This is a genomic window from Cupriavidus sp. 86D6 (genome assembly GCF_057815095.1).
The window spans coordinates 1,084,918-1,108,867 of sequence record NZ_JBYPSB010000001.1; the positions used below are offsets into that span (position 1 = coordinate 1,084,918).

The following is a 23,950-nucleotide window of genomic DNA, read 5'->3' on the forward strand; positions in this document are numbered from 1 at the left end:
CGCCGCCGGCGTCCGTTTCGGTGCAAAAAAGTCGAGGAAGCTTTCAGGTTGCCCCGCTGGCGGCCAGCGCGGGGGGGCGCGCCGTTGCCAATACTGCTTTGCCCCGCCAGCGGATACAATCGCTGCCATGTCCTGGATTCTTGCTGTCGAGACCTCCACAGAGTGGTGTTCCGTCGCACTCGGCCGCGCCGCCGAGTGTTTCTCCCGTCATGAGCACACCGGCGCGCGTTCGTCGTCGCGGGTGCTGCCTGCCGTTGGCGAGGTGCTGGCCGAGGCCGGCATCCGCTTGGCCGACTGCGCCGCCATCGCCTTTGGCGCGGGTCCCGGTTCCTTTACCGGCCTGCGCACCGCCTGCGGCGTGGTGCAGGGCCTGGCCTTCGGCGCGGACCTTCCCGTCATCCCCGTCAACGTGCTGATGGCATGTGCCGAAAGCGTCCGCAACGGCACGTGCGGCGGTGAAACGCTGCCTGCGGGCGCGGCGGTGCTGGTCGCCATCGACGCCCGCATGGACGAAGCCTATGCTGCCACGTTCCGCTGGGACGATGCCGCGAACGAATGGGCCATGGAAGGCGCCATGCAGGTGGGCGCGCCGGAATCGATCGTGGCACCCGATGGCGATTTCTGGCTGGCCGGCAACGCGTTGACCGTCTTTGGCGACCGCCTGGCGACGGCGGCCGGGGCTTCGCGCACCGTGCCGGACGCCATGCCCGACGCCCGCGCGATGGTGTCGATCGCCCAGCGTGCGCTGTCGCGTGGCGAGACGATTGCCGCGGCGGATGCCATGCCGATCTATGTGCGCGACAAGGTTGCCCAGACCATCGTCGAGCGCGAGGCCGTGGCCGCCGCCAAGACCGCCGCGCTGGCCGCGCAGGGAGCGGCCCGATGAGCGCCGCGCTGCTGCCGCCCGAGCGTCCGGACCACCCCGAGTGGCCGGCGGTGCCGGTCATGCCGCCGCTGGCGCAGGGCTGGGCGCTCGATCACATGAGCGCGCGCGACCTGCCGGCCGTGGCCGAGATCGAGCAGCGCGCCTACAGCCATCCGTGGACGCGTGGCAACTTCGAGAACTCACTCAAGGCCGGGCATTTCGGCCTGACGCTGCGCGACCCCTCGACGGCGCTGATCGGCTACGCGATGCTGATGCCGGTGGTTGACGAGATGCACCTGCTCAATATCACGATCGATCCGGCCCACCAGCGACAGGGCTACGGACGGCTGCTGCTGGCCATCGCACTGGCCACGTCGCATGCGCACCGGCTGCACACGATGTTGCTGGAGGTGCGTCCGTCGAATATCGGCGCGCTGGCGCTGTATCTCGAAGCAGGATTCGTCGAGATCGGTCGCCGCAAGGGCTACTATCCGGCCACGGCGCTGGGGCGCGAGGACGCCCTGGTGCTGCGCCGCGTCTGGCCCGCCAGGGTTGACGGAGAACCGGCATGAACCGCCGCGCGTTGTTCCTGGAAGCCCTGGGCATTCCGACCGAGTGGGTGCCACGCCGGGCGCAGGCCATTGACGAAGCGGCAGACGAAGCCGTGGCGGCGGAAGCTGTGGTCGCACAAGCGGTGGGCGATGCGAGCGCCGCACCCGCAGCCGCAGTGCTGGCGGAAGTCCGGGCGTCGCCGTCCGCCCGTCCGCCCGAGCCGCCCGAAGTTTCGACTCTTTCGACCGGACCGCTGGCCGATGTGCTGGCGGACGAGCCGGCCGGGATCGATCACGCCGGCGACAGCGCCATCAGCGCCACCGAACTGGCCGCGACCGTCGAGGCTTTCGATGCACCGAACCCGGACCGGCCGGTGGCCCCGCACGGAGACAAGCCGCTGGTCCGTCTGCCCGGGCAGGCTGGCCGCGAGGCCGCCATCGCCGGGATGCCCTGGCCGGAGCTGGCCGACAGCGTTGCAGGCTGCACCGCATGTGGCCTCTGCGGCACCCGCACCAACACCGTGTTTGGCGTGGGCGATCCGCAGGCCGAATGGATGTTGGTGGGCGAGGCGCCGGGCGAGAACGAAGACTTGCAGGGCGAGCCGTTCGTCGGCCAGGCCGGCAAGCTGCTGGACAACATGCTGGGGGCGCTGGGCCTGGCGCGCGGACGCAATGTCTATATCGCGAACGTGCTCAAGTGCCGGCCGCCGGGCAACCGGAATCCCGAGCCCGAGGAAGTCGCCCAGTGCGAGCCTTACCTGAAGCGCCAGATTGCGCTGATCAAGCCGAAGGTCATCGTGGTGCTGGGCCGCTTTGCGGCGCAGTCGCTGCTACGATCGACCACGCCGATCGGCAAGCTGCGCGGTACGGTGCATACCTACGAGGGCATCCCCGTGGTGGTGACCTATCACCCCGCCTACCTGCTGCGCACGCTGACCGACAAGGCGCGTGCCTGGGAAGACCTGTGCCTGGCGCGCGAGGTCCACGATCGTGCGGGAGCTCAAGCCTGATTTCGCCCAGATAACGCCACCGGGCGGCTGCGCGCCGACCGGGGCGGACGCGCCTTTGCCGCTGTGGTGTCGCGCGGCCTCGCAGCGCACGCGCGACCTGGCCTGGTGTTCGCTGTCGCCTGCGCTGCTGTCCCATCTGCCCGATGGCTACCAAGACGGGCCTGCCCGGCTGGCCGAATGGCCGCCCGGCGCGCAGGCGGGGTGGCAGGCCTGGCTGTCGCAGGCCGATCCGGCCACCTTGCCCGAAACCATCGTCGAACTGAGCCAGCATCCGGAGCCGACCGGCAGCCGCAGCCTGCGCCTGGGCCGTCATGCCGAGCGGCTTCTGCACTTCGCGCTGCGGCACACGCAAGGCGTGGATCTGCTGGCGGCCAATGTGCCGATCCGGCGTGCGAACGGCCATGGCGTGCAGACGCTGGGCGAACTCGACGTGATCTGGCGCGACCCCGCCAGCGCGGCCGTCGTCCATTGGGAGATGGCGGCCAAGTTCTACCTGATGGTGGACGGCGTGGCCGGGCATCGGGCCTTTGTCGGGCCGAACCTGGTTGACCGGCTGGGCGACAAGCTCGATCACATCGTGCGGCGCCAGTTGCCGCTGGGCCGCACCGCCGAGGCCCAGGCGCTGGTCGGGCATCCCGTGGATCGCAGCGAAGTCTATCTGCTGGGCTGGCTGTTCTACCGCGACGGCGTCGTGCCGGCCGGCCTGGAAGCGCTGGGGATTGCGCCGGATCACCTGAACGGGTGGTGGGCGCCGCTGGCCGACTGGCGCGCCCGTGCGTCGGACTCCGCCAGGGGGCATGTGCGCTGGTGCCGGCTGTCGAGGTCCGACTGGCTGTCGGGGGCCCGTGTGGCCGAGGCCGCGACCGAAACGGCGGCGGTCATGCACGATGCGCTGGCCGAACGCTTTGCCGACCCGATCCACGCGTGGCGCCGCGAGGCGCCGGTCATGGTCTGTGAACTGGTGCAGGATCAGGACGCGCCCGGCATCTGGCGCGAATGCTCGCGCGGATTCGTGGTGCCGGACGACTGGGAGGCGCGGGCCGCGCTGCGGGCCGCGGCGCCCTGAGAACCGGGGCGAGCCGGCAAGGCTGACGCCCCGCGTGTGATCAGTGGTGCTTGTCCTCGCCGATCATCGCCAGCGAGTTGTACATCTTCACATTGTGCTTGTGCAGGCGCATCACCAGCGCCATGGTCGCCACGATGAACAGGCCCAGCGCGACGATCACAAAGCCGATCGGCACGTTCAGCTTGATCAGCAGCGCGTACAGGCACAGCATCAGCAGCACCGAAACGTTCTCGTTGAAATTCTGCACCGCGATGGAATGGCCGGCCGAAAGCAGCACATGGCCACGGTGCTGGAGCAGGGCGTTCATCGGCACAACGAAGTAGCCCGACATGGCACCCACGATCATCAGGAACACGTAGGCGATGGCCATGTAGAGCGGCATCGCCATGCCCAGCACGTCCAGCGTCACGGCCGGCATGGTGTCCTTGGTGTAGAACGCCATCAGGATCACGGTGGCGCCCATGGCCACGCCGAACGGCAGCACCGACAGCGACTTGCGCAGCGGAATGCGCGCGGCGGCCGCGATAGCGCCCACCGCCACGCCCACTGCCACCACGGCCTGCAGCAGGGCGCCTTGCGACAGGTTCAGCCCCAGCGATTTTTCGGCCCACTTGAGCACGATGAACTGCAGCGTGGCGCCCACGCCCCAGAACAGCGTGGTCACGGCCAGCGAGATCTGGCCGAGCTTGTCGCGCCACAGCGCAATGAAGCAGTCGCCAAACTCCGCAATCAGCTTGATCGGGTTCTTTTCCTGCTGGGGATAGCGGGCGCCGGTGTCCGGAATGAACAGGTTGAAGACGGCGGCAATGAAGTAGAACAGCATGATCACCACCATCGCCGCTTCGGCCGGGGTGTTGATGCCGGTGTCGACATAGGGCAGGTCGAAGTGCAGCAGAAGGCTCGACAGTTGCACCGAGATCAGCGCGCCGCCCACCACCGTGCCCAGGATGATCGAGCCGACCGTCAGGCCCTCGATCCAGCCGTTGGCCATCACCAGCTTCTCGGGCGGCAGCAGCTCCGTCAGGATGCCGTATTTGGCCGGCGAATAGGCCGCTGCGCCGAAACCGACCACGCCATAGGCCAGCAGCGGGTGCAGCCCGAACATCATGATGGCGCAGCCCACGATCTTGATGGCATTGGTGATCAGCATCACCTTGCCCTTGGGCATGGAATCGGCGAAGGCGCCCACGAATGCCGCCAGCACCACATAGGACAGTACGAAGAACAGCTTGAGCAGCGGCGTCATCCACTGCGGGGAATGCAATTCGGCAAGAAGGGCAATGGCTGCGATCAGCAGGGCATTGTCGGCCAGCGACGAGAAAAACTGCGCGGCCATGATCGTGTAGAAACCCTTCTTCATACCTTGGACTTTGTCTCCATCGCGGGCGTCCATGTGGACGGGCAAAAGCGCACCGGCCGGTAGTGCCGTCGCTTGGCGGGAACCTGCTGCGCCTGCCTTGTCAAAGTGGGGCGGCGACGCTACTTTCGCGCGCCTTGCGGCTTGCCTGACCGTCATTGACATATTGCTTCTCTTTTAAAACATGGCCGGAGCGTCCGGCTTTATATCACGAATCCGCGACATTTCAGCACACCGGCGGACGCGCATTGGACAGTACATGCCCGGATGGATTCCCGGAATCGACCTGCGGATGTGGTCAAATATCGCCTGCGCAAGGTGGCGCCGGCTTGTCCGCGCCGGCCGGTTCGTCCCGAAGGCCTGTTACCGCACAGTGTGTGTCACCTCAACGCCCGAATCCAGTGGCCTGCCGACCGGGTCTTCCCGCATCTGGTGCAGAACATCGTTCGACAGCCCACGCAAGCAGTCATATCCATGCCAAGACCCATTCACGCTGTCATCCACCAGCCCGCGCTGGCCAACAACCTGGAAGTGGTGCGCCGCCATGCGCCGGATTCCCGCGTCTGGGCGGTCGTCAAGGCCAATGCCTATGGCCACGGCATTCGCCGCGCCTTTGCCGGCCTGAAGGCCGCCGACGGCTTTGGCCTGCTGGACCTCAACGAAGCCGTGCTGCTGCGCGAACTGGGCTGGCAGGGGCCGATCCTGCTCCTGGAGGGATTCTTCCAGCCCCAGGATGTTCCCGTCATCGAGCAATATCGCCTGACCACCGCCATCCATTGCGAGGAGCAGTTGCGCATGCTGGAACAGGCCCGGCCCAAGGGCCCGCTGGCCATCCAGCTCAAGCTCAACACCGGCATGAACCGGCTGGGCTTCCGGCCTGCCCAGTACCGGGCGGCCTGGGAACGCGCCCGCACCATGCCGTGCGTGGGCAGTATCGTCCATATGACCCATTTCTCCGATGCCGACAGCGCGCGCGGCATCGCGCACCAGATCGAGGCGTTTGAGACGGCCACGGCCAACCTGCCCGGCGAGGTCAGCCTGTCGAATTCGGCGGCCGTGCTCTGGCATCCGTCGGCCCATCGCAACTGGGTGCGGCCGGGCGTGATCCTGTATGGCGGTTCTCCCACGGGCCTGTCGGCGGACATCGCCGATACCGGCCTGCAGCCGGCGATGTCGCTGCACAGCGAACTGATCGGCATCCAGGACCTGCAGCCGGGCGATACGGTTGGCTATGGCTCGATGTTTACGGCCGACCGGGCAATGCGCATCGGCGTGGTGGCCTGCGGCTATGCCGACGGCTACCCGCGCCACGCGTCGGGCTGGGGCGACAAGCGCGCCCCGGTGCTGGTGGACGGCGTGCGCACCGACCTGGTGGGCCGGGTGTCGATGGACATGATCTGCGTGGACCTGACGCCGTGCCCCAAGGCCAAGGTTGGCTCGCCGGTCACGCTCTGGGGCCACGGGCTGCCGATTGACGACGTGGCCGCCGCCAGCGGCACGGTGGGCTATGAACTGATGTGCGCGCTGGCGCCGCGCGTGCCGACCACCGTGGCCATGCTGACCACGGCCGATTCCGTCTCCTGAAGACAGCCTGCGCCCCCATCCAGCCCGAGTCCGGATTTTTCGATGGCCAAGACCAAGACTGTCTATACCTGTACCGAATGCGGCGGTACCACGCCGCGCTGGGCGGGCCAATGCCCGCAGTGCAATGCCTGGAACACGCTCGTCGAGACCGTGGCCGAATCGGGATCGTCGGCCGCGCGCCGTTTCCAGCCGCTGGCGGCGTCCGCCGTGGTCCGCAAGCTCAGCGATATCGAAGCCGCCGAGGTGCCGCGCTTTACCACCGGCATCGACGAGTTCGACCGCGTGCTGGGCGGCGGGCTGGTGTCGGGCGGGGTGGTGCTGATCGGCGGCGATCCCGGTATCGGCAAATCGACGCTGCTGTTGCAAACGCTGGCCAACCTGTCGGCCAGCCGGCGCGTGCTCTACGTCAGCGGCGAGGAATCGGGCGCCCAGATCGCGCTGCGCGCGCAGCGGCTGGGGGTGGAAGCCGCCACGGTGGGCCTGCTGCCCGAGATCCAGCTGGAAAAGATCCAGGCCGCGCTGGAGGCCGACAAGCCCGAAGTGGCCGTGATCGACTCGATCCAGACGCTGTATTCCGAGGCGCTGACGTCGGCACCTGGGTCGGTGGCCCAGGTGCGCGAATGCGCGGCGCAGCTGACGCGTATCGCCAAAAGCAGCGATATCACGATCATCCTGGTGGGCCATGTGACCAAGGAAGGCAGCCTGGCCGGGCCGCGCGTGCTGGAGCACATCGTCGATACGGTGCTGTATTTCGAGGGCGACACGCATTCGTCGCACCGGCTGATCCGCGCATTCAAGAACCGCTTCGGCGCGGTCAATGAACTTGGCGTTTTTGCGATGACCGAGCGCGGCCTGCGCGGCATCAGCAATCCGTCGGCGCTGTTCCTGTCGCAGCATGAGGAGCAGGTGGCCGGGTCGTGCGTGCTGGTGACGCAGGAGGGCACGCGCCCGCTGCTGGTGGAAGTGCAGGCGCTGGTCGATACGGCGAACGTGCCCAATCCGCGCCGGCTGGCGGTGGGGCTGGAGCAGAACCGGCTGGCGATGCTGCTGGCCGTGCTGCACCGGCACGCCGGCATCGCTTGCTTCGACCAGGACGTGTTCCTGAACGCGGTCGGCGGGGTCAAGATCACGGAGCCGGCCGCCGATCTGGCGGTTTTGCTATCGATCCACTCGTCGATGCGCAACAAGCCGCTGCCGCGCGGGCTGGTGGTGTTTGGCGAAGTGGGGCTTGCCGGCGAGATCCGCCCGAGCCCACGCGGGCAGGAACGGCTCAAGGAAGCCGCCAAGCTCGGTTTCACGATGGCCGTGATCCCCAAGGCCAACGCGCCCAAGCAGGCCATCGACGGGCTGGAAGTCATTGCGGTGGACCGCCTGGAGCAGGCGATCGACCGCGTACGGCATCTGGACTGACGCAATGGCCGATGCTGCCGGGGATACCCAAGACGCAGCGTCGCGGTCGGTGGCGCGTGGCAAGCGGTCGCAGGCCGCCTACCACGCGCTGCGCGACGACATTTTCGCGTTCCGGCTGCTGCCGGGCGACCGCTTTACCGAAAACGACGTGGCCGAACGGCTGGGCATCTCGCGCACGCCCGTGCGCGAGGCGCTGCAGCGGCTGCAGGGCGATGGTCTGGTGCGGGGCTACTACCGCAACGGCTGGGAAGTGGTGCCGCTGGACCTGGGCCGCTTCGAAGCCCTGTACGAACTGCGCACGCTGCTGGAAACCCATGCCGTGACGCGCCTGTGCCAGCCGTCGCACGCGACGCGCCGCGCCGCGCTGGTAGCCATGCTCGGTGCCATCTGGCGCGTGCCTCAAGCCCGGCGCCTGGCCGACGGCAACGCCGTGGCGCAGCTTGACGAGGCATTTCACCTGGCCATCGTCGATGCGGCGGGCAACGCCGAAGCGGCGGCCGTGCATCAGCAGGTGACCGACCGCATCCGCATCATCCGCCGGCTCGACTTCGCGTTCGGCGAGCGGGTCTCGCTGACCTACGACGAACACGGCGCGATCCTGGCCGCGCTGGCCGATGCCGATGCCGGCCGCGCGGTGGCACTGCTGTCCACGCATATCGAGGATGGCCGCGCAGAAGTCAGCCGCCTGACCATGGCGCGCCTCGAGGAAGCCCGCACCAGCTTCGTGCCGTCGACCGAATCCGGTGCACCGGCGCGCCGCCGCCGGTTCGGCTGATCCCAGCGGTTTCTTCCCCGGCGACTTCGCGCGGCATCGCGTCGCGACGCTTTATCGCCCGCTATCCCCCACGCCACGCGGCATAGCCCGCTTCGCGCCCGTCCGGCATCCGTCCCCCTTCGCCAGTAGGGGCCCCCATGGCATGCCTATTGCGACCGTTCCACGCGGGAAATTTATGTATACATAAATCGCGGAACTGTCGTGACCTAGACGGGCGCCGCCCCGCACTGGATTCCAACAAGGCGTGGTGCCGCGTGGCCACGCATCTCTCTCGAAGTCTGTCTGAAGGAGTGGTTCGATGCGTACCGTTGCTGATAACGCGGCCCTGGGTGTGCCGCACGCCGTGCCGCTGGCGCGCACGCGCTGGCTGCAGCTGCTGCTGGGGCTCGTGTGCATGATGGCGATTTCCAGTCCGCAGTATGTCTGGACGCTGTTCACCAAGCCGCTTTCCGCCAAGCTGGGCGTGCCGCTGTCGGAACTGCAGGTTACGTTTTCGCTGCTGATCGTGTTGCAGACATTCTTCTCGCCATTCCAGGGCGCGATGATCGAACGGTTCGGGCCGCGCCGCCTGATCGCGCTGGGCACGGTGCTGTCGGGCCTGTCGTGGGTGCTGGCCGCGTCGGCGCAGAGCGTGAGCATGCTCTACCTGACCTACGGCGTGGTGGGCGGGCTCGGCACGGGCATCGTCTACGTGGGCGTGGTGGGGCAGATGGTGCGCTGGTTCCCTGACCGGCGCGGCTTTGCCGTGGGCATGGTCGCGGCCGGCTACGGCATGGGCGCCATCCTGACCACCTTCCCGATTGCCGCCGCGCTGGCGGGCAAGGGGCTGGAATCGACGCTCTGGCAATTCGGCCTGATCTTCGCGGTGATCGGCTTCCTGGCGTCACAGGGGCTGCGCGCACCGGCCGCCGGCGAACCAGTGGCGGTGCGGCCGGCCTACACGCCGTCGAACGAGGCCGATGTGCCGACCCGCAAGATGCTCAGGACGCCGCTGTTCTGGCTGCTGTTCGCGATGATGACGATGATGTCCACCTCGGGCCTGATGGTCACGTCGCAGATGGCCGCGTTCGCCAAGGATTTCGGGGTGTCCAATGCCGTGGTGTTCGGCATGGCCGCGCTGCCGCTGGCGCTGACCATCGACCGCCTGACCAATGGCCTGACGCGGCCGATGTTCGGCTGGATCTCGGACCGCTGGGGTCGTGAAAATACGATGTGCTTCGCCTTTGCGCTGGAAGCGGTGGCCATGACGCTGTGGCTGCTGACGCGCGAGAACGCGGTGCTGTTCGTGCTGCTGTCCGGCGTGGTGTTCCTGGGCTGGGGCGAGATCTTCTCGCTGTTTCCCTCGACGCTGACCGACACGTTCGGCACCAAATTCGCCACGACCAACTACGGCTGGCTCTATATCTCCCAAGGCATCGGCTCGATCTTCGGCGGCCCGCTGGCGGCGCTGATGCACGAGCGCATGGGTAGCTGGATGCCGGTCTTCGGCGTGGCCATCACGCTCGACATCGTCACGGCGGTGCTGGCCATTGCCGTGCTGAAGCCCTGGCGCAAGCGGTACCTGGGCGCGCCGGCGGCAGGCTGACGGCGCGCGAGCGGGCGGGAAAGTTGGCCGGTCGGGCGCGGGGAAGGGCAGGTGCGTCAATCCGCCACACTGCACCCCGTGGCGGATTGCTCGGGCACCCCGGTGTCGCAACGGAAAATGGGTAATAATTCGCGTCGAAGCCAATCTTGCCCTCGACACACCATGCAAGCCAATTCTCGCGCCTATTTCCTGCTGATCGCCGTGGTCTCGTTCGCGTTGCTCGGTGCCGCGCTGTACATGCAGTACGTGGAGGGCTACCAGCCATGCCCGCTCTGCATCATGCAGCGATTTGCGTTCCTGGGCATCGGGCTGTTTTCGCTGCTGGCGGCCATCGCGCAAAACACGCGCACGCTGTGGCAGGGCCTGGGCATGCTGTCCGGCGTGGCCGGTATCGCGGTGGCCGGCTACCACGTGTCGCTGCTGCTGAACCCCAAGGCATCGTGCGGCATCGATCCACTGGAAAACTGGGTCAACGCGCTGCCGACGGCCAAGCTGCTGCCGCAGGTGTTCTATTCGGACGGCCTGTGCACGGCGCCGCTGCCGCCGCTGTTCGGCCTGTCGATCCCGGCCTGGTCGCTGATCTGGCTCGTGATCCTGACGCTGACGCTTGCGGTAGGGCTGATCCGCCGCGAGAAGAACTACCGCTAGAGGGAGCAAGCCGCTGGAGGCGGTTCTGCCTGCGGTTGTCTCCCCTCTCCCGCAGGCGGGAGGGGGGAGCAAACAACTACGGCTCGGCAGGTATTACGCGATCTGCTCGATCTGCTCTTGCAGTTCCAGCCAGCGTTCCTCCAGCTGGTCCAGCTCGCCCGTGACCTCGCCCTGGCGCTTGAGCATCTCCATCAGCTTCGCCTTGTTGGCTTCCTCATAGCTTGAAGATTCGGCCATGAAGGCGTCGATCACGGTCTTGTCGGCCTGCAGCACCGACATCCGCTTTTCCACCTTTTCCAGTTCCTTGGTCAGCGGCTTGCGCAGCACCGACAGCCGCTGCCGTTCGTCGGCCTCGGCGCGGCGCTGATCGCGGCGATTGACTGCCGGGGTGGATTCGGCGGCGTGGGCGGCCGTGGCGGCATTGCGCTTGGCGGCGGCCTGTTGCAGCAGCCAGTCGCGATAGTCGTCCAGGTCGCCGTCGAACGGCTTGATGGTACCGTCGGCCACCAGCATGAACTGGTCGGACGTGGCGCGCAGCAGGTGCCGGTCGTGCGAAACCAGGATCAGCGTGCCCTCGAACTGGGCCAGGGCCATGGTCAGCGCCTCGCGCGTGTCCAGGTCCAGGTGGTTGGTCGGTTCGTCAAGCAGCAGCAGGTTGGGCTTTTGCCAGACGATCAGCGACAGGGCCAGCCGGGCCTTCTCGCCGCCCGAGAACGGTTCGATTGGCGAAGTTGCCATGTCGCCGCGGAAATTGAAGCTGCCCAGGAAGTCGCGCAATTCCTGCTCGCGCACGTCGGGAGCCAGCCGTGCCAGGTGCTGCAGCGGCGAATCGTGGTCGCGCAGCGTTTCCAGCTGGTGCTGGGCAAAGTAGCCGATGACCAGGCCCTTGCCCAGCCGCACCGTGCCGTTGAGCGGCGGCTGCGTGCCGGCCAGCGTCTTGACCAGCGTCGACTTGCCCTGGCCGTTGGCGCCGAGCAGGCCGATGCGCTGGCCGTTCTGGATCGACAGCATCAACTTGTGCAGGATGGTCACGGGTGGGTCGGCTTCAGCGTAACCGCAGTCGACGTGATCGAGCACCATCATCGGGTTGGGCGCCGAATCGGGCTCGCGGAACTCGAATGCGAACCCGGCCGCCACGTGCACCGGGGCCAGCCGTTCCATCTTTTCCAGGGCCTTGACGCGGCTCTGCGCCTGGCGCGCCTTGGTGGCCTTGGCCTTGAAACGCGTGATGAACGATTCCAGGTGCGCGATTTCCTTCTGCTGGCGCGTGTAGGCGGCCTGCTGCTGGGCCATCTGCTGCAGCCGCATGGTTTCGAACAGCGTGTAGTTGCCGCCGTATCGCTTGAGCTGCTGGTTTTCGATATGCACTGTGACGGTGCAGATAGCATCGAGAAATTCGCGGTCGTGCGAAATCATCACCAGCGTGCCGGGGTAGCGGGCCAGCCAGTCTTCAAGCCAGACGATGGCGTCCAGATCCAGGTGATTGGTCGGTTCGTCGAGCAGCAGCAGGTCGGACGGGCACATCAGCGCCTGCGCCAGGTTCAGGCGCATGCGCCAGCCGCCCGAGAACGATGCCACCGGCTGCGTCACCTGCGGCAGCGTGAAGCCCAGGCCAAGCAGCAGCGCCTCGGCGCGCGCGGCGGCGGTGTAGCCATCGGCATCGGCATAGGCGCCATGGGCCTCGGCTTCGGCCGATCCGTCGCCGCTGGTCTGCGCGGCGGCGATGCGCGATTCGATCTCGCGCAGCCGCGTGTCGCCGTCGATCACGTAATCCACGGCCGTACGATCCACTGCCGGTGTCTCTTGCGCCACATGTGCGATGCGCCACTGGCTGGGCACGGTCACATCGCCGCCGTCGGCATGCAGTTCGCCGCGCAGCATCGCGAACAGGGTGGACTTGCCGCTGCCGTTGGCGCCGACAAGGCCCACGCGTTCGCCCGGGTTTAGCGTCACGCTGGTGTGGTCGAACAGCACCTTGGTGCCGCGCTGGAGGACAAGCTGGTCGATACGTATCACGTGAAGGGCTTCAGGCTGGATGGTGCAGGGCAGCCGATCGTTCGGCAGGCCGGCATTGTAGCGCGCCGGGGGCCATTGGCCCGTCGCCCGGCCCGCGGGCGGCGACGCCGGCTTTCAGGCGGCTTGCATGTCCGCTTCCATGTATTGAGGGATTTCCCGTATTCGACCACTTAGGTCATTGCGGGCACGTCATTTGCGTGTAAATTTATTTACATTGCTTGCTGCACTGCGAAAGTGCCTTTTCATTGCCGGATCGTCGCCAGTGCCGTTGGCGATGCTTCAAGGCGGTGCCAACCTTTACCCCGACGTCCTCACATGTCCAGCGGCCAGACGATTTCCGAACGCATCGCTCGCGCCTTGCCCACACTGACGCCCGCGCACCAGCGCATGGCGAACTACGTGCTGGACAACCTGTTTCGCGCGGCCACGATGCGGATCGACGAATTCGCCACGGCCGTGGAGGTGTCGGTCGCCACCGCCAACCGTTTCGCCAAGGCGCTGGGCTTCGAGGGCTATCCGCAGTTTCGCGCCGAACTGGTGCGCGGATTCGAGGCCACGCTGGCGCCGGTGGAACGGCTGCGCGACGAACTGGCGCGCCCGAGCACGGTGGCCGACGTGTTTGCCGCGTCGCTGGAGGACGGTGCCCGCAACCTGGAATCCACGCGCCGCAACCTCGATCCGGAATCGATCGAGCGGGCCGTCGATGCGATCCTGGAAGCCGAGCGTGTCTACGTGATGGGCTTTGGCGCCAGCGGCTACCTGGCGGGCCTGATGCAGCACGGGCTGGAAATGCATTGCCGGATGGTGACATCGGTGTCGACGGTGGGCGGGGCCTCGCACGCGGCGCGGCAGCTGTTCAAGCTGACGCCGAAGGACCTGGTGGTCTGCATCGCCTTTCCGCGCTATGTGACCGATTCGATGAAGCTGGCCCAGCGCGTGAAGGCGCACGGCGGCCGGCTGCTGGCGCTGACTGATGGCCCGACCTCACCGCTGGCGCCGCTGGCCGATATTTCGCTCTACGCCAACGCCGGCAACCGCCTGTCCGCCAATTCGGAAGCCACGGTGCTGGCGCTGATCGAGGCGCTGTGCGGGGCGGTGTCCTACCGGTCCGTGCGCGCGGTGAAGGCGGCGGCCGAGATGACCGAATTCCTGCTGCCGTGGCTGTACGGCGCGCCCGGTGCGCGCGACGACCGCGGCACGCAGAAATCCTCAGACTGAAGTCAAGAAGGGAAGTAGAAGGACCTATGCCTCAAGCTGTTATCGCCATCCACGGCGGCGCCGGCACGATTACCCGTGCGGCCATGGACGCCAACCGCGAACGCGAATACACCACCGCGCTGGAACAGGTGCTGCTGGCCGGCCAGCGCGTGCTGGCCGAAGGCGGCAGCGCGCTGGACGCCGTGACCGAAGCCGTGCGCCTGCTCGAAGAATGCCCGCTGTTCAATGCCGGCAAGGGGGCCGTGCTGACGCACGCCGGCACTTACGAGCTTGATGCATCGGTCATGGATGGCGCCACGCTGAACGCCGGCGCCGTGGCCTGCGTCAAGCGCGTGCGCAATCCGGTGCTGGCCGCGCGCGCCGTGCTGGAAAAGAGCGAGCATGTGCTGTTTGCCGGCGAAGGGGCCGAGGCTTTTGCCGAAGCGCAAGGACTGGAGCTGGTGGCGCCGGAATACTACTTCACGCAGGCCCGCTACGATCAGTGGCAGCGCGCACAGGGCACCACCGGCATGGCGCTGCTGGATCACGATGCCGCCGCGCTGGCCGCCAGGGCCGCGCAGGAAGGCAAGGCCGACCCGCTCGATGCGGACAAGAAATTCGGTACGGTCGGCGCGGTGGCCTGCGATGCCCACGGCAACCTGGCCGCGGCAACGTCCACCGGCGGCGTGACCAACAAGCAGGTGGGTCGCGTGGGCGATACGCCGGTGCTGGGCGCCGGCTGCTATGCCGATGACGTGGCGGCCGTGTCGGCCACGGGCACCGGCGAGATGTTCATCCGCACGGCGGCTGCGTTCGATGTGTCGGCGCAGATGCGCTACGCGGGTTTGTCGCTGGAGGAATCGGCGCGCCGCGTGGTCATGGAGAAGCTGCCGGCCATCCATGGCCGCGGCGGCCTGATCGCGGTAGATCGCGCCGGCAACGTGACGCTGCCGTTCAACACCGAAGGCATGTATCGCGGCCTGGCCCGCGTCGGCGAACCGGTCAACGTCTGGATTTACGGCTGATATGCAGAATACTGTTTCCAAGCACGGCATCGTGCTGCCGCCCGAACGCGCGGTGGTGGTGGACAACCTGACGGTGCGCTTTTCCACCTCGGAACGCACGGTCGAGGCGGTGCGCAACCTGTCCTTCCACGTGGATCGCGGCGAAACGCTGGCCGTGGTGGGCGAATCGGGCTCGGGCAAGTCGGTGACGTCGCTGGCGCTGATGCGCCTGGTGGAGCACGGCGGCGGCAAGATCGCCAACGGCAGCATGCTGCTGCGCCGCCGTTCGGGCGAGGTGCTGGATCTGGTCAACTCAACGGAAGCGCGGCTGCGCAGCGTGCGCGGCGCCGACGTGGCGATGATCTTCCAGGAGCCGATGACGTCGCTGAATCCGGTGTTCCCGGTGGGCGAGCAGATTGCCGAATCGATCCGCCTGCACCAGGGCAAGGGCAAGGCCGCGGCGCGTGCCGAGGCGCTGCGCATGCTGGAACTGGTACGCATTCCGGAGGCACGCCGCGTGCTGGACCGCTTTCCGCACCAGTTGTCGGGCGGCATGCGCCAGCGCGTGATGATCGCCATGGCGCTGTCGTGCAAGCCGGCGCTGCTGATTGCCGACGAGCCGACCACGGCGCTGGACGTGACGATCCAGGCCGAAATCCTGCAGCTGATCCGCAACCTGCAGGCCGAAATGGACATGGGCGTGGTCTTTATCACCCACGACATGGGCGTGGTGGCCGAGGTGGCCGACCGCGTGCTGGTGATGTATCGCGGCGAGAAGGTGGAAGAGGGCACGTCCGACGACGTGTTCCACGCGCCGGCCCATCCGTACACGCGCGCGCTGCTGTCGGCCGTGCCCAAGCTGGGCGCGATGTCGGGCACGGACCTGCCGGCCCGCTTCCCGCTGGTGCAGGTGAGCGACGGAGCCGCCCCGGTCAAGGAAGTGCCGCAGGATACGGTGCCGGCGGGCGCCGCGCCGATCCTGCGCGTGCGCGACCTGGTCACGCGCTTCGACGTGCCAGGCGGCCTGTTCGGCAAGGTCACGCGCCGCGTGCATGCGGTGGAGCAGGTCAGCTTCGACCTCTATCCCGGCGAAACGCTGGCGCTGGTGGGCGAATCGGGCTGCGGCAAATCCACCACGGGCCGCTCGCTGCTGCGCCTGGTCGATGCCCAGAGCGGCACGATCGAATTCGCGGGCCAGAACATCAGCAAGATGCAGGGTCCGGCGCTGCAGGCGCTGCGCCGCAATATCCAGTTCATCTTCCAGGACCCGTTTGCGTCGCTGGACCCGCGCGTGCCGGTGGGCTACTCGATCATGGAGCCGCTGCTGGTGCACAAGGTGGCCAGCGGCAAGGAAGCCGAGGCTCGCGTGGCCTGGCTGCTGGAAAAGGTGGGCCTGACGGCGGCGCACGCGTCGCGTTATCCGCACGAGTTCTCGGGCGGCCAGCGGCAGCGTATCTGCATCGCCCGCGCCCTGGCGCTGAACCCAAAGGTGGTGGTGGCCGACGAGTCGGTGTCGGCGCTGGACGTGTCGATCCAGGCACAGATCGTCAACCTGATGCTCGACCTGCAGCGCGAACTCGGCGTGGCCTTCCTGTTCATTTCGCACGACATGGCCGTGGTGGAGCGCGTGAGCCACCGCGTGGCGGTGATGTACCTGGGCCAGATCGTCGAGATCGGCCCGCGCCGCGCCATCTTCGAGAACCCGCAGCATCCTTATACGAAGAAGCTGATGTCGGCGGTGCCGATTGCGGACCCCGCGCGACGCCATCTGAAGCGCGAACCGCTGAATGACGAGATTCCGAGCCCGATCCGCATGGTCGGCGACGAACCCGTGGTGCAGCCGCTGGTGGCCGTGGCCGGCAGTGGCGCGCATGGCCACTTCGTGGCACGGCATGCCATTGGCGGTGCCTATTGACCAATTCCGTAGTACCGAAGTCGCTGTATCCCCTGTATTCCTGCTTTCCCGATAGAGGAGAAGAGATGTCCAAGGTTTCTTTCCGGCTGATGGCCGGTGCTGCCGCAGTCGGCGCCATGGGTATGCTGGCCGCCGCGCCGGCCTTTGCCGCCAAGGATGCGGTGATGGCCGTGTATTCGACGTTCACCACGCTCGATCCGTACGACGCCAACGACACGCTGTCGCAGGCCGCCACCAAATCGTTCTACCAGGGCCTGTTCGGCTTCGACAAGGACCTGAAGCTGGTCAACGTGCTGGCCGAAAGCTATGACGTCAGCAAGGACGGCCTGGTCTACACGTTCAAGCTGAAGAAGAACATCAAGTTCCACGACGGCACCACGTTCGATGCCACGGCCGTCAAGGCCAACCTGGACCGCGTGACCGATCCGGCCAACAAGCTCAAGCGTTATACGCTGTTCAACCGCGTGGCCAAGACCGAGGTGGTTGACCCGTACACCGCCCGCGTGACGCTCAAGGAGCCGTTCTCGCCGTTCATCAACGTGCTGGCCCACCCGTCGGCCGTGATGATCAGCCCGACCGCGCTGAAGAAGTACGGCAAGGAAATCGCCTTCCACCCGGTGGGCACCGGCCCGTTCGAGTTCGTGGAGTGGAAGCAGACCGACTACCTGAAGGGCAAGAAGTTTGCCGGCTACTGGAAGACGGGCTACCCGAAGATCGACTCGATCACGTGGAAGCCGGTGGTGGACAACAACACGCGTTCGGCCGTGATGCAGACGGGCGAGGCTGACTTCGCGTTCAGCATTCCGTTCGAGCAGGCCGCCGTGCTCAAGGCCAGCCCGAAGGTGGACCTGATCGACTCGCCGTCGATCATCCAGCGTTATCTGTCGTTGAACACGACGGTGAAGCCGTTCAACGACCCGAAGGTGCGCCAGGCCATCAACTACGCCATCAACAAGGAAGCACTGGCCAAGGTGGCCTTCGCCGGGCACGCCGTGCCGGCCGACGGCGTGGTGCCCCATGGCGTGGACTACGCCGAGAAGCTGGGCCCGTGGCCGTACAACCCGGCCAAGGCACGCGAACTGCTGAAGGAAGCGGGCTACCCGAACGGTTTCGAGACCACGCTGTGGTCGGCCTATAACCACACCACCGCGCAGAAGGTGATCCAGTTCGTGCAGCAGCAGCTGCAGCAGGTGGGCATCAAGGCCCAGGTGCTGGCCCTGGAAGCCGGCCAGCGCGTGGAGCGCGTGGAATCGGTGCAGAAGCCGGAAGAAGCCGGCGTGCGCATGTACTACGTGGGCTGGTCGTCGTCGACCGGTGAGTCCGACTGGGCGCTGCGTCCGCTGCTGGCGTCGGAATCGATGCCGCCGAAGCTGCTGAACACGGCGTACTACAAGAACGACCAGGTGGATGCCGACATCGCCGGCGCGCTGCGCACGACCGATCGCGCCGAGAAGGCCAAGCTGTACAAGGATGCCCAGCAACGCATCTGGAACGACGCGCCATGGGCCTTCCTGGTCACCGAGAAGATCCTGTACGCCCGTGCCAAGCGCCTGACCGGTGCCTACGTGATGCCTGACGGCTCGTTCAACTTCGACGAGATCGACATCAAGCAGTAAGCCTGGGCCTGACTGGCAGTTTTTTCCCCTCTCCCGCACGCGGGAGAGGGTAGCTGGTGCAGTAGAAGTGGTAGCAGTCGCGGTAAGCAGTACATAACAAGCTGTTGATAAATGCGGTAAGCCGAGAGGCCGCCTGCCCGTGTATGCGGGGTGAAAGGGCGGGCGGCCATCGGTCTCAAATTTCTGGTTTTCTGGTGTCAGGATGCTGAATTACTTCCTCAAACGATTTCTGGGCGTCATACCGACGATGCTGCTTGTGGCAGTGCTGGTATTCCTGTTCGTCCACCTGCTGCCCGGCGATCCGGCGCGGCTGGCCGCAGGCCCGGAAGCCGATCAGGCCACTGTCGAACTGGTCCGCAAGGACCTGGGGCTCGACCGCCCGATGCACGAGCAGTTCGTGCGCTTCTTCTCGAATGCGCTGCAGGGAGAGTTCGGTACATCGCTGCGCTCCAAGCGCCCGGTTTCGCAGGAAATCGGTGAACGCTTCCTGCCGACGCTGTACCTGACCGTCACGTCGATGGTTTGGGCGGTGATTTTCGGCATGGCCATCGGCATCAGTTCGGCCGTATGGCGCAACCAGTGGCCCGACCGACTGGGCATGACGCTGGCCGTGTCGGGCATTTCGTTCCCGGCTTTTGCGCTGGGCATGCTGCTGATGGAAATCTTCTCGGTGCAGCTGGGCTGGCTGCCGTCGATCGGGGCCGACAGCTGGAAGCACTACATCCTGCCGTCCCTGACGCTGGGCGCCGCCGTGGCCGCCGTGATGGCGCGGTTCACGCGCGCGTCGTTCATCGAGGTGCTGCAGGAAGACTTCGTACGCACCGCGCGCGCCAAGGGCGTGCGCGAGACCGTGGTGGTGATCAAGCACGCGCTGCGTAACGCCATGATTCCTGTGGTGACGATGATGGGCCTGCAGTTCGGCTTCCTGCTGGGCGGCTCGATCCTGGTGGAGATGGTGTTCAACTGGCCGGGCCTGGGCCGCCTGCTGGTGGACGCCGTGGAAATGCGCGACTACCCGGTGATCCAGGCCGAAGTGCTGCTGTTCTCGCTGGAATTCATCCTGATCAATCTGGTGGTGGACCTGCTGTACACCGTGATCAACCCCACCATCCGCTACAAGTAAGGAGGCTGACATGACCGAGCTTTCCACGTCCGCCACCGCCACGCCGGCTCCGGCCGCCGAAGCCGTCCGCACGCCCTGGACCGAGTTCTGGCGCAAGTTCCGCAAGCAGCATCTGGCGCTGGTTGCCGGCGTCTTCGTGCTGCTGCTGGTGGTGATCGCCATCCTGGCCCCCCACATCGTGCCGTACGACCCCGAGAACTACTTCGACTACGACGCGCTGAACGCCGGCCCGTCGGCCGCCCACTGGATGGGCGTCGACTCGCTGGGCCGCGACATCTTCAGCCGCATCCTGGCCGGCACGCGCATTTCGCTGGCCGCCGGCGTGTTCTCGGTGGTGATCGGCGCCATCATCGGCACGCTGCTGGGCCTGCTGGCCGGCTATTACGAAGGCTGGTGGGACCGCATCGTCACGCGCATCTGCGACGTGCTGTTCGCCTTTCCCGGCATCCTGCTGGCCATCGCCATCGTGGCCATCCTGGGCAATGGCATGGTCAATGTGATCATGGCCGTGGCCGTATTCAGCGTGCCGGCGTTTGCACGCCTGGTGCGCGGCAATACGCTGATGCTCAAGCGCCTGACCTATGTGGAGGCGGCGCGCAGTATCGGCGCGTCCGACTGGACCATCCTGATGCGCCACATCCTGCCGGGCACGGTGTCGTCGATCGTGGTCTATTTCTCGATGCGGATCGGTACGTCGATCATCACGGCCGCGGGCCTGTCGTTCATCGGCCTCGGCGCACAGCCGCCCACGCCGGAATGGGGTGCGATGCTGAGCCAGGCGCGCGCCGACATGGTGACCGCGCCGCACGTGGCCATCTTCCCAAGCCTGGCGATCTTCCTGACGGTGCTGGCATTCAACCTGCTTGGCGACGGCCTGCGTGACGCGCTGGACCCGAAGATCGACCGTCGCTGATTCCATGGCCAACGCTCCCATCGTCGGCAGCCTGCCGGCCGGCCCGCGCAATGCCATGACCGATGTGGCGGGCGTCTCGGTCGGCCACTGCACGCTGGCCGACGGCGCCTGTCAGACCGGCGCAACCGTGATCCGTCCGCACGCGGGGAACGTCTACACCGACAAGGTGCCCGCTGCCGCCACCGTCTTCAACGGCTTCGGCAAGAGCATCGGGCTGGTACAGGTGGACGAACTCGGCGTGCTGGAAACGCCCATCGCGTTGACCAACACGTTCTCGGTCGGCACGCTGGCGCAGGCGCAGATCCGTCACGCGATTGCGTCAAATCCGGAGATCGGGCGCAAGTGGCCCACCGTCAATCCGCTGGTATTCGAGTGCAATGACGGCTATCTGAATGACATCCAGGCGATGGCCGTGCAGGGCCAGCACTACGACGCGGCCCTGGTAACGGCGGGCGCGGACGTCGCACAAGGCGCTGTCGGCGCGGGGCGCGGTATGTCGTCGTTCGGTGCGAAGGGCGGCATCGGTACGGCATCGCGCCTGGCTGGCGGCTATACGGTCGGGGCGCTGGTGCTGTCGAACTTCGGTACGCCGGAATCGCTGATCCTTGCCGGCCGCCCGCTGGGCGCCGAACTCACCGCCCGCCTGAAGCAACCGGCGGAGCCGGAGAAGGGCTCGATCATCATGATCGTGGCGACCGACGCCCCGCTGGACGCGCGCCAGCTGCGTCGCCTGTCGATGCGCGCCGGCACGGGGCTGGCGCGAACCGGTTCGATCTACGGCCATGGATCGGGCGATATCGCTTTGGCCTTCTCGACGGCCTATACCGTGCCGCACCTGGCCGATGCGCCGATGCCGGCCGTGCCGATGATGCACGAATCGAAACTCGACCCGCTGTTCCGCGCCGCGGCCGACAGCGTTGAGCAGGCCATCGTCCACGCGCTTTGGCACGCCGAAACCGTGCAAGGCCGCGACGGCCATACCCGCCGCGCGCTGAGTGAGCTGCTGCAAGACCTGCTGTAAAGCCCGAATCCATGAAGATCCTGATTTCCGCTGATATCGAAGGCGTGGCCGGCGTATTCCACGCCGAGCAAACGCGTGCCGGCAATGGCGAATACGAACGCGCCCGCGCCTGGATGACCGCCGAAGCCAATGCCGCCGTGCAAGGCGCGTTCGCCGGCGGCGCGACCGAAGTCCTGGTCAACGATTCGCACGGCGGCTTTCGAAATCTGCTGCCCGAGCAGATCGACCCGCGCGCCCAACTGGTGCTGGGCAAGCCACGCTACCTGAGCATGATGGCCGGCGTCGATCAGGACTGCGACGGCGTGTTCATGATCGGCTACCACGGCCGCGCCCAGAGCCGCGGCGTGCTGGCGCACACCATCAATAGCGGCGCGTTCGCGCGCGTCTGGTTCAACGGGCTGGAACTGGGCGAGGCCGGCATCTACGCCGCATTGGCCGGCGAATTCGACGTCCCCGTGCTGATGGCCAGCGGCGACGACGTCTTCATCGCCGAAACCCGGCCGCTGATGCCCTGGGTGCGCTACGTGCAGACCAAGACGGCAGGCGGGCAGGGCAGCGGCACGACGCTGTCCCCTGCCGCCGCCCGCGACGCCATCGCCCAGGCCGCCGAAGCGGTCACCCGCCAGGCCATCGCCCACCCCGAAGCCCGCTGCTTCGAACTGTCCGGCCCGGTAACCTGCCGCCTGCAGACCCTGACCACAGCCCACGCCGACCTGTTCTGCCAATGGCCCACATTCGAGCGCGTGGACGGCGTAACGCTTTCGTTCACGGCGCCGACGGTACAGGCGGCAGTGCGGATGCTGAATTGCTGTTCGGCGATGGCGTTTATGTTGAAGTAGGGGGCGGTCGAGGAGATTCGGACATCGAACCGGTGTCGCGGGTTGTCACTTTGATCGGCTTTTTGGCTTTGATTGGTTTTTATTAATGCTTCTGAGGTATTTTCTGACGCTGGCCGCCGTACGAAAAGGAAAGGATGACGCTTCGTGCTCAGAATATCCGTCAATCCCAGTCCATTGTCCCATTTTCAGAAAATCGTTGTTTTCAATGACTGTGCCTGCGGGATCCATTTGGTATGCACTAACCTGGTAGAGGTTTCCAAATGTTCCAAGCCCGCGATGATTTATCGTCCAACGGACTATTGTAATTAGATTCATCTTTCCCGCTATCTCTTCGAAGAACAATGAATCCACGCTGGGAGGGCCACCCTCCCAGCGATAGGTGGCTATTTCCTGTCGGCGACAATAACTGCCTTCGTTCCGATAAAATATCAGGTGGCTGGAGCTCGAATTGTTTCTCTCTATAGCTATGATGCTATCTTGTTCTAGTTTCTTGGCGGAAAACGTTTGTTCTTTCGGGGAAATCTTGGGGCAAACGGCGGCACTTGATTTTTCGTTGTCAAGTGACAAGGCTGGTGTGCAAAATGCAACACACGCGGCGAGCAGTAAGCCTCTTTGGAAGGCCGCCTTATTGGCCGGGATCAATCGAAAGATCCAGTAAGAGAGCGAGGCGGTTATATGACGCTCTTCTTGCCGCGATTCCATGGGTTCCTCCATTCACGAATCGGGATACGGTGGCAACGTCTCCCGTGTCCGCTATTGGGTTAATATTGCGGGTAACGGTCCAGTAAACAAATGCAGACTCGATCCCATATGCCAGGTTGGTGAGAAGCAGATCTGGATGGGCTACAAAATCTTGTGGGTCATCCGGAAACCTACGATTGTGTTCTTCAGTAAGAACCCTATAGTTGGCTTTGAAAGTTGTCTGAATAAGGCCTCTTCCTCGATATCGATATCCATCTCCGGTTGATTCCGCCCCATTTTCATACCTGTTTTCATAGACGTAATTCGCCAGGTTTTCCGGATTATTTTCATAAATGTCAGTTTCTGACCAAAGCTTGGGTCGAAGTTTTCCGTAATTGCATACAACGTCATTCTCGGAAATTGTCACTGCTGGGGCACTCGCGCCACGTGGTTTTGGTTTGCATCCAAAGATCACTTTCATCTGTTGCGAGTTGTAAAACAGATTCTCTTCGACATTCCTAAATTTGCTTTCTGCTTCAATTTGCGAAAGAAAATGCGCGATTCTTTTTGGTGTTGTGACATTGTATTTTTCGGCGAACGTATTGAGATGCACTAGCAGGCTCTCGTGATAGGTGGTTGACCCTGATGGGTTGGCCGCAACAAGCATTTCGATGGTAATTAAGGGATGTTTTGCCTGGAAGTTCCCCACCACCCCCACCGGATGCATATGAAACACCGCCGGACCAGGTAAATCAGGCAGTCTCGCCTTGACCT

The 23,950-nt window shown here is 65.6% G+C and carries 21 protein-coding genes; 17 read left to right on the forward strand and 4 right to left on the reverse strand.

Annotated features, from left to right (window positions below):
- Positions 1–127: 127 nt before the first annotated feature.
- The 4 genes from tsaB to AC3G88_RS04995 are packed head-to-tail and all read left to right on the forward strand — an operon-like array spanning position 128 to position 3,492.
- Positions 128–886 carry a tRNA (adenosine(37)-N6)-threonylcarbamoyltransferase complex dimerization subunit type 1 TsaB gene (tsaB, locus tag AC3G88_RS04980; RefSeq protein ID WP_488770275.1) on the forward strand — a complete coding sequence of 253 codons (759 nt, stop codon included), beginning with the start codon at positions 128–130 and terminating at the stop codon, positions 884–886.
- Complete coding sequence (gene rimI / locus AC3G88_RS04985; RefSeq protein WP_488893143.1) at positions 883–1,437, forward strand: ribosomal protein S18-alanine N-acetyltransferase; 555 nt, start codon at positions 883–885, stop codon at positions 1,435–1,437. Before tsaB ends, rimI begins: the two co-directional genes overlap by 4 nt.
- Entirely contained in the window at positions 1,434–2,426 is a 993-nt protein-coding gene (locus AC3G88_RS04990; protein WP_488770273.1) for a uracil-DNA glycosylase, read from the forward strand. Before rimI ends, AC3G88_RS04990 begins: the two co-directional genes overlap by 4 nt.
- The gene (locus AC3G88_RS04995; RefSeq protein ID WP_488770272.1) at positions 2,407–3,492 is read left to right on the forward strand and encodes a DUF1853 family protein; all 1,086 of its coding nucleotides are present in this window, start codon (positions 2,407–2,409) and stop codon (positions 3,490–3,492) included. The genes AC3G88_RS04990 and AC3G88_RS04995 overlap by 20 nt, the downstream gene beginning before the upstream one ends.
- Positions 3,493–3,532: 40 nt before the next feature.
- On the opposite strand, the gene lplT is transcribed toward AC3G88_RS04995, so the two are convergent.
- The gene (lplT, locus tag AC3G88_RS05000) at positions 3,533–4,852 is read right to left on the reverse strand and encodes a lysophospholipid transporter LplT (protein WP_400394825.1); all 1,320 of its coding nucleotides are present in this window, start codon (positions 4,850–4,852) and stop codon (positions 3,533–3,535) included.
- Between the two features lie 471 nt (positions 4,853–5,323).
- Between lplT and alr the strand changes: the two genes are divergently transcribed.
- The 5 genes from alr (at position 5,324) to AC3G88_RS05025 (ending at position 10,851) form a co-directional block, all read left to right on the forward strand.
- Positions 5,324–6,433 carry an alanine racemase gene (gene alr / locus AC3G88_RS05005; protein ID WP_488770271.1) on the forward strand — a complete coding sequence of 370 codons (1,110 nt, stop codon included), beginning with the start codon at positions 5,324–5,326 and terminating at the stop codon, positions 6,431–6,433.
- A gap of 42 nt (positions 6,434–6,475) precedes the next feature.
- Complete coding sequence (gene radA, locus AC3G88_RS05010; RefSeq protein WP_153945159.1) at positions 6,476–7,843, forward strand: DNA repair protein RadA; 1,368 nt, start codon at positions 6,476–6,478, stop codon at positions 7,841–7,843.
- A 4-nt stretch (positions 7,844–7,847) separates the two neighbouring features.
- Positions 7,848–8,618: a GntR family transcriptional regulator gene (locus AC3G88_RS05015; RefSeq protein WP_488770270.1), complete on the forward strand. Its 771-nt coding sequence runs from the start codon at positions 7,848–7,850 to the stop codon at positions 8,616–8,618.
- Between the two features lie 298 nt (positions 8,619–8,916).
- Entirely contained in the window at positions 8,917–10,203 is a 1,287-nt protein-coding gene (gene oxlT, locus AC3G88_RS05020) for an oxalate/formate MFS antiporter (protein WP_488770269.1), read from the forward strand.
- A gap of 162 nt (positions 10,204–10,365) precedes the next feature.
- Positions 10,366–10,851 (forward strand): disulfide bond formation protein B, encoded by a 486-nt coding sequence (locus AC3G88_RS05025; RefSeq protein WP_153945156.1) that lies wholly within the window; start codon positions 10,366–10,368, stop codon positions 10,849–10,851.
- 93 nt (positions 10,852–10,944) lie between these two features.
- Here AC3G88_RS05025 and AC3G88_RS05030 read toward each other — a convergent pair whose 3' ends face one another.
- Positions 10,945–12,867, reverse strand: coding sequence for an ATP-binding cassette domain-containing protein (locus AC3G88_RS05030; RefSeq protein WP_488770268.1), 1,923 nt, complete (start codon positions 12,865–12,867; stop codon positions 10,945–10,947).
- A 315-nt stretch (positions 12,868–13,182) separates the two neighbouring features.
- Between AC3G88_RS05030 and AC3G88_RS05035 the strand changes: the two genes are divergently transcribed.
- The 8 genes from AC3G88_RS05035 to AC3G88_RS05070 all read left to right on the forward strand — a co-directional run bounded on the left by AC3G88_RS05035 (position 13,183) and on the right by AC3G88_RS05070 (position 22,495).
- Positions 13,183–14,085, forward strand: coding sequence for a MurR/RpiR family transcriptional regulator (locus AC3G88_RS05035; RefSeq protein ID WP_488770267.1), 903 nt, complete (start codon positions 13,183–13,185; stop codon positions 14,083–14,085).
- A gap of 26 nt (positions 14,086–14,111) precedes the next feature.
- The gene (locus AC3G88_RS05040) at positions 14,112–15,089 is read left to right on the forward strand and encodes an isoaspartyl peptidase/L-asparaginase family protein (protein ID WP_488770266.1); all 978 of its coding nucleotides are present in this window, start codon (positions 14,112–14,114) and stop codon (positions 15,087–15,089) included.
- A 1-nt stretch (position 15,090) separates the two neighbouring features.
- Positions 15,091–16,983 carry a dipeptide ABC transporter ATP-binding protein gene (locus AC3G88_RS05045; RefSeq protein WP_488770265.1) on the forward strand — a complete coding sequence of 631 codons (1,893 nt, stop codon included), beginning with the start codon at positions 15,091–15,093 and terminating at the stop codon, positions 16,981–16,983.
- 65 nt (positions 16,984–17,048) lie between these two features.
- Positions 17,049–18,599 carry a glutathione ABC transporter substrate-binding protein GsiB gene (gene gsiB / locus AC3G88_RS05050; RefSeq protein ID WP_153945152.1) on the forward strand — a complete coding sequence of 517 codons (1,551 nt, stop codon included), beginning with the start codon at positions 17,049–17,051 and terminating at the stop codon, positions 18,597–18,599.
- Between the two features lie 202 nt (positions 18,600–18,801).
- Positions 18,802–19,722, forward strand: coding sequence for a glutathione ABC transporter permease GsiC (gene gsiC, locus AC3G88_RS05055; RefSeq protein ID WP_488770264.1), 921 nt, complete (start codon positions 18,802–18,804; stop codon positions 19,720–19,722).
- 10 nt (positions 19,723–19,732) lie between these two features.
- Entirely contained in the window at positions 19,733–20,635 is a 903-nt protein-coding gene (gene gsiD, locus AC3G88_RS05060; RefSeq protein ID WP_488770263.1) for a glutathione ABC transporter permease GsiD, read from the forward strand.
- A gap of 4 nt (positions 20,636–20,639) precedes the next feature.
- On the forward strand, positions 20,640–21,656 hold the full coding sequence (locus AC3G88_RS05065; protein ID WP_488770262.1) for a DmpA family aminopeptidase: 1,017 nt from the start codon (positions 20,640–20,642) through the stop codon (positions 21,654–21,656).
- Between the two features lie 11 nt (positions 21,657–21,667).
- Positions 21,668–22,495 carry a M55 family metallopeptidase gene (locus AC3G88_RS05070; protein ID WP_488770261.1) on the forward strand — a complete coding sequence of 276 codons (828 nt, stop codon included), beginning with the start codon at positions 21,668–21,670 and terminating at the stop codon, positions 22,493–22,495.
- Between the two features lie 45 nt (positions 22,496–22,540).
- Here the strand turns inward: AC3G88_RS05070 and AC3G88_RS05075 are convergent, their stop codons facing one another.
- Entirely contained in the window at positions 22,541–23,197 is a 657-nt protein-coding gene (locus tag AC3G88_RS05075) for a hypothetical protein (protein WP_488770260.1), read from the reverse strand.
- Positions 23,121–23,950: glycoside hydrolase family 19 protein (locus AC3G88_RS05080; protein ID WP_488893144.1), on the reverse strand; the 830-nt coding region annotated here is incomplete at its 5' end. The genes AC3G88_RS05080 and AC3G88_RS05075, both read right to left, overlap by 77 nt.

Bases quoted from the DNA above. Each gene is read 5' to 3' on its own strand.
- tsaB (WP_488770275.1), top strand. From the start codon at position 128: ATGTCCTGGATTCTTGCTGTCGAGACCTCCACAGAGTGGTGTTCCGTC.
- rimI (WP_488893143.1), top strand. From the start codon at position 883: ATGAGCGCCGCGCTGCTGCCGCCCGAGCGTCCGGACCACCCCGAGTGG.
- AC3G88_RS04990 (WP_488770273.1), top strand. From the start codon at position 1,434: ATGAACCGCCGCGCGTTGTTCCTGGAAGCCCTGGGCATTCCGACCGAG.
- lplT (WP_400394825.1), bottom strand. From the start codon at position 4,852: ATGAAGAAGGGTTTCTACACGATCATGGCCGCGCAGTTTTTCTCGTCG.
- alr (WP_488770271.1), top strand. From the start codon at position 5,324: ATGCCAAGACCCATTCACGCTGTCATCCACCAGCCCGCGCTGGCCAAC.
- radA (WP_153945159.1), top strand. From the start codon at position 6,476: ATGGCCAAGACCAAGACTGTCTATACCTGTACCGAATGCGGCGGTACC.
- AC3G88_RS05015 (WP_488770270.1), top strand. From the start codon at position 7,848: ATGGCCGATGCTGCCGGGGATACCCAAGACGCAGCGTCGCGGTCGGTG.
- oxlT (WP_488770269.1), top strand. From the start codon at position 8,917: ATGCGTACCGTTGCTGATAACGCGGCCCTGGGTGTGCCGCACGCCGTG.
- AC3G88_RS05025 (WP_153945156.1), top strand. From the start codon at position 10,366: ATGCAAGCCAATTCTCGCGCCTATTTCCTGCTGATCGCCGTGGTCTCG.
- AC3G88_RS05035 (WP_488770267.1), top strand. From the start codon at position 13,183: ATGTCCAGCGGCCAGACGATTTCCGAACGCATCGCTCGCGCCTTGCCC.
- AC3G88_RS05040 (WP_488770266.1), top strand. From the start codon at position 14,112: ATGCCTCAAGCTGTTATCGCCATCCACGGCGGCGCCGGCACGATTACC.
- AC3G88_RS05045 (WP_488770265.1), top strand. From the start codon at position 15,091: ATGCAGAATACTGTTTCCAAGCACGGCATCGTGCTGCCGCCCGAACGC.
- gsiB (WP_153945152.1), top strand. From the start codon at position 17,049: ATGTCCAAGGTTTCTTTCCGGCTGATGGCCGGTGCTGCCGCAGTCGGC.
- gsiC (WP_488770264.1), top strand. From the start codon at position 18,802: ATGCTGAATTACTTCCTCAAACGATTTCTGGGCGTCATACCGACGATG.
- gsiD (WP_488770263.1), top strand. From the start codon at position 19,733: ATGACCGAGCTTTCCACGTCCGCCACCGCCACGCCGGCTCCGGCCGCC.
- AC3G88_RS05065 (WP_488770262.1), top strand. From the start codon at position 20,640: ATGGCCAACGCTCCCATCGTCGGCAGCCTGCCGGCCGGCCCGCGCAAT.
- AC3G88_RS05070 (WP_488770261.1), top strand. From the start codon at position 21,668: ATGAAGATCCTGATTTCCGCTGATATCGAAGGCGTGGCCGGCGTATTC.
- AC3G88_RS05075 (WP_488770260.1), bottom strand. From the start codon at position 23,197: ATGGAATCGCGGCAAGAAGAGCGTCATATAACCGCCTCGCTCTCTTAC.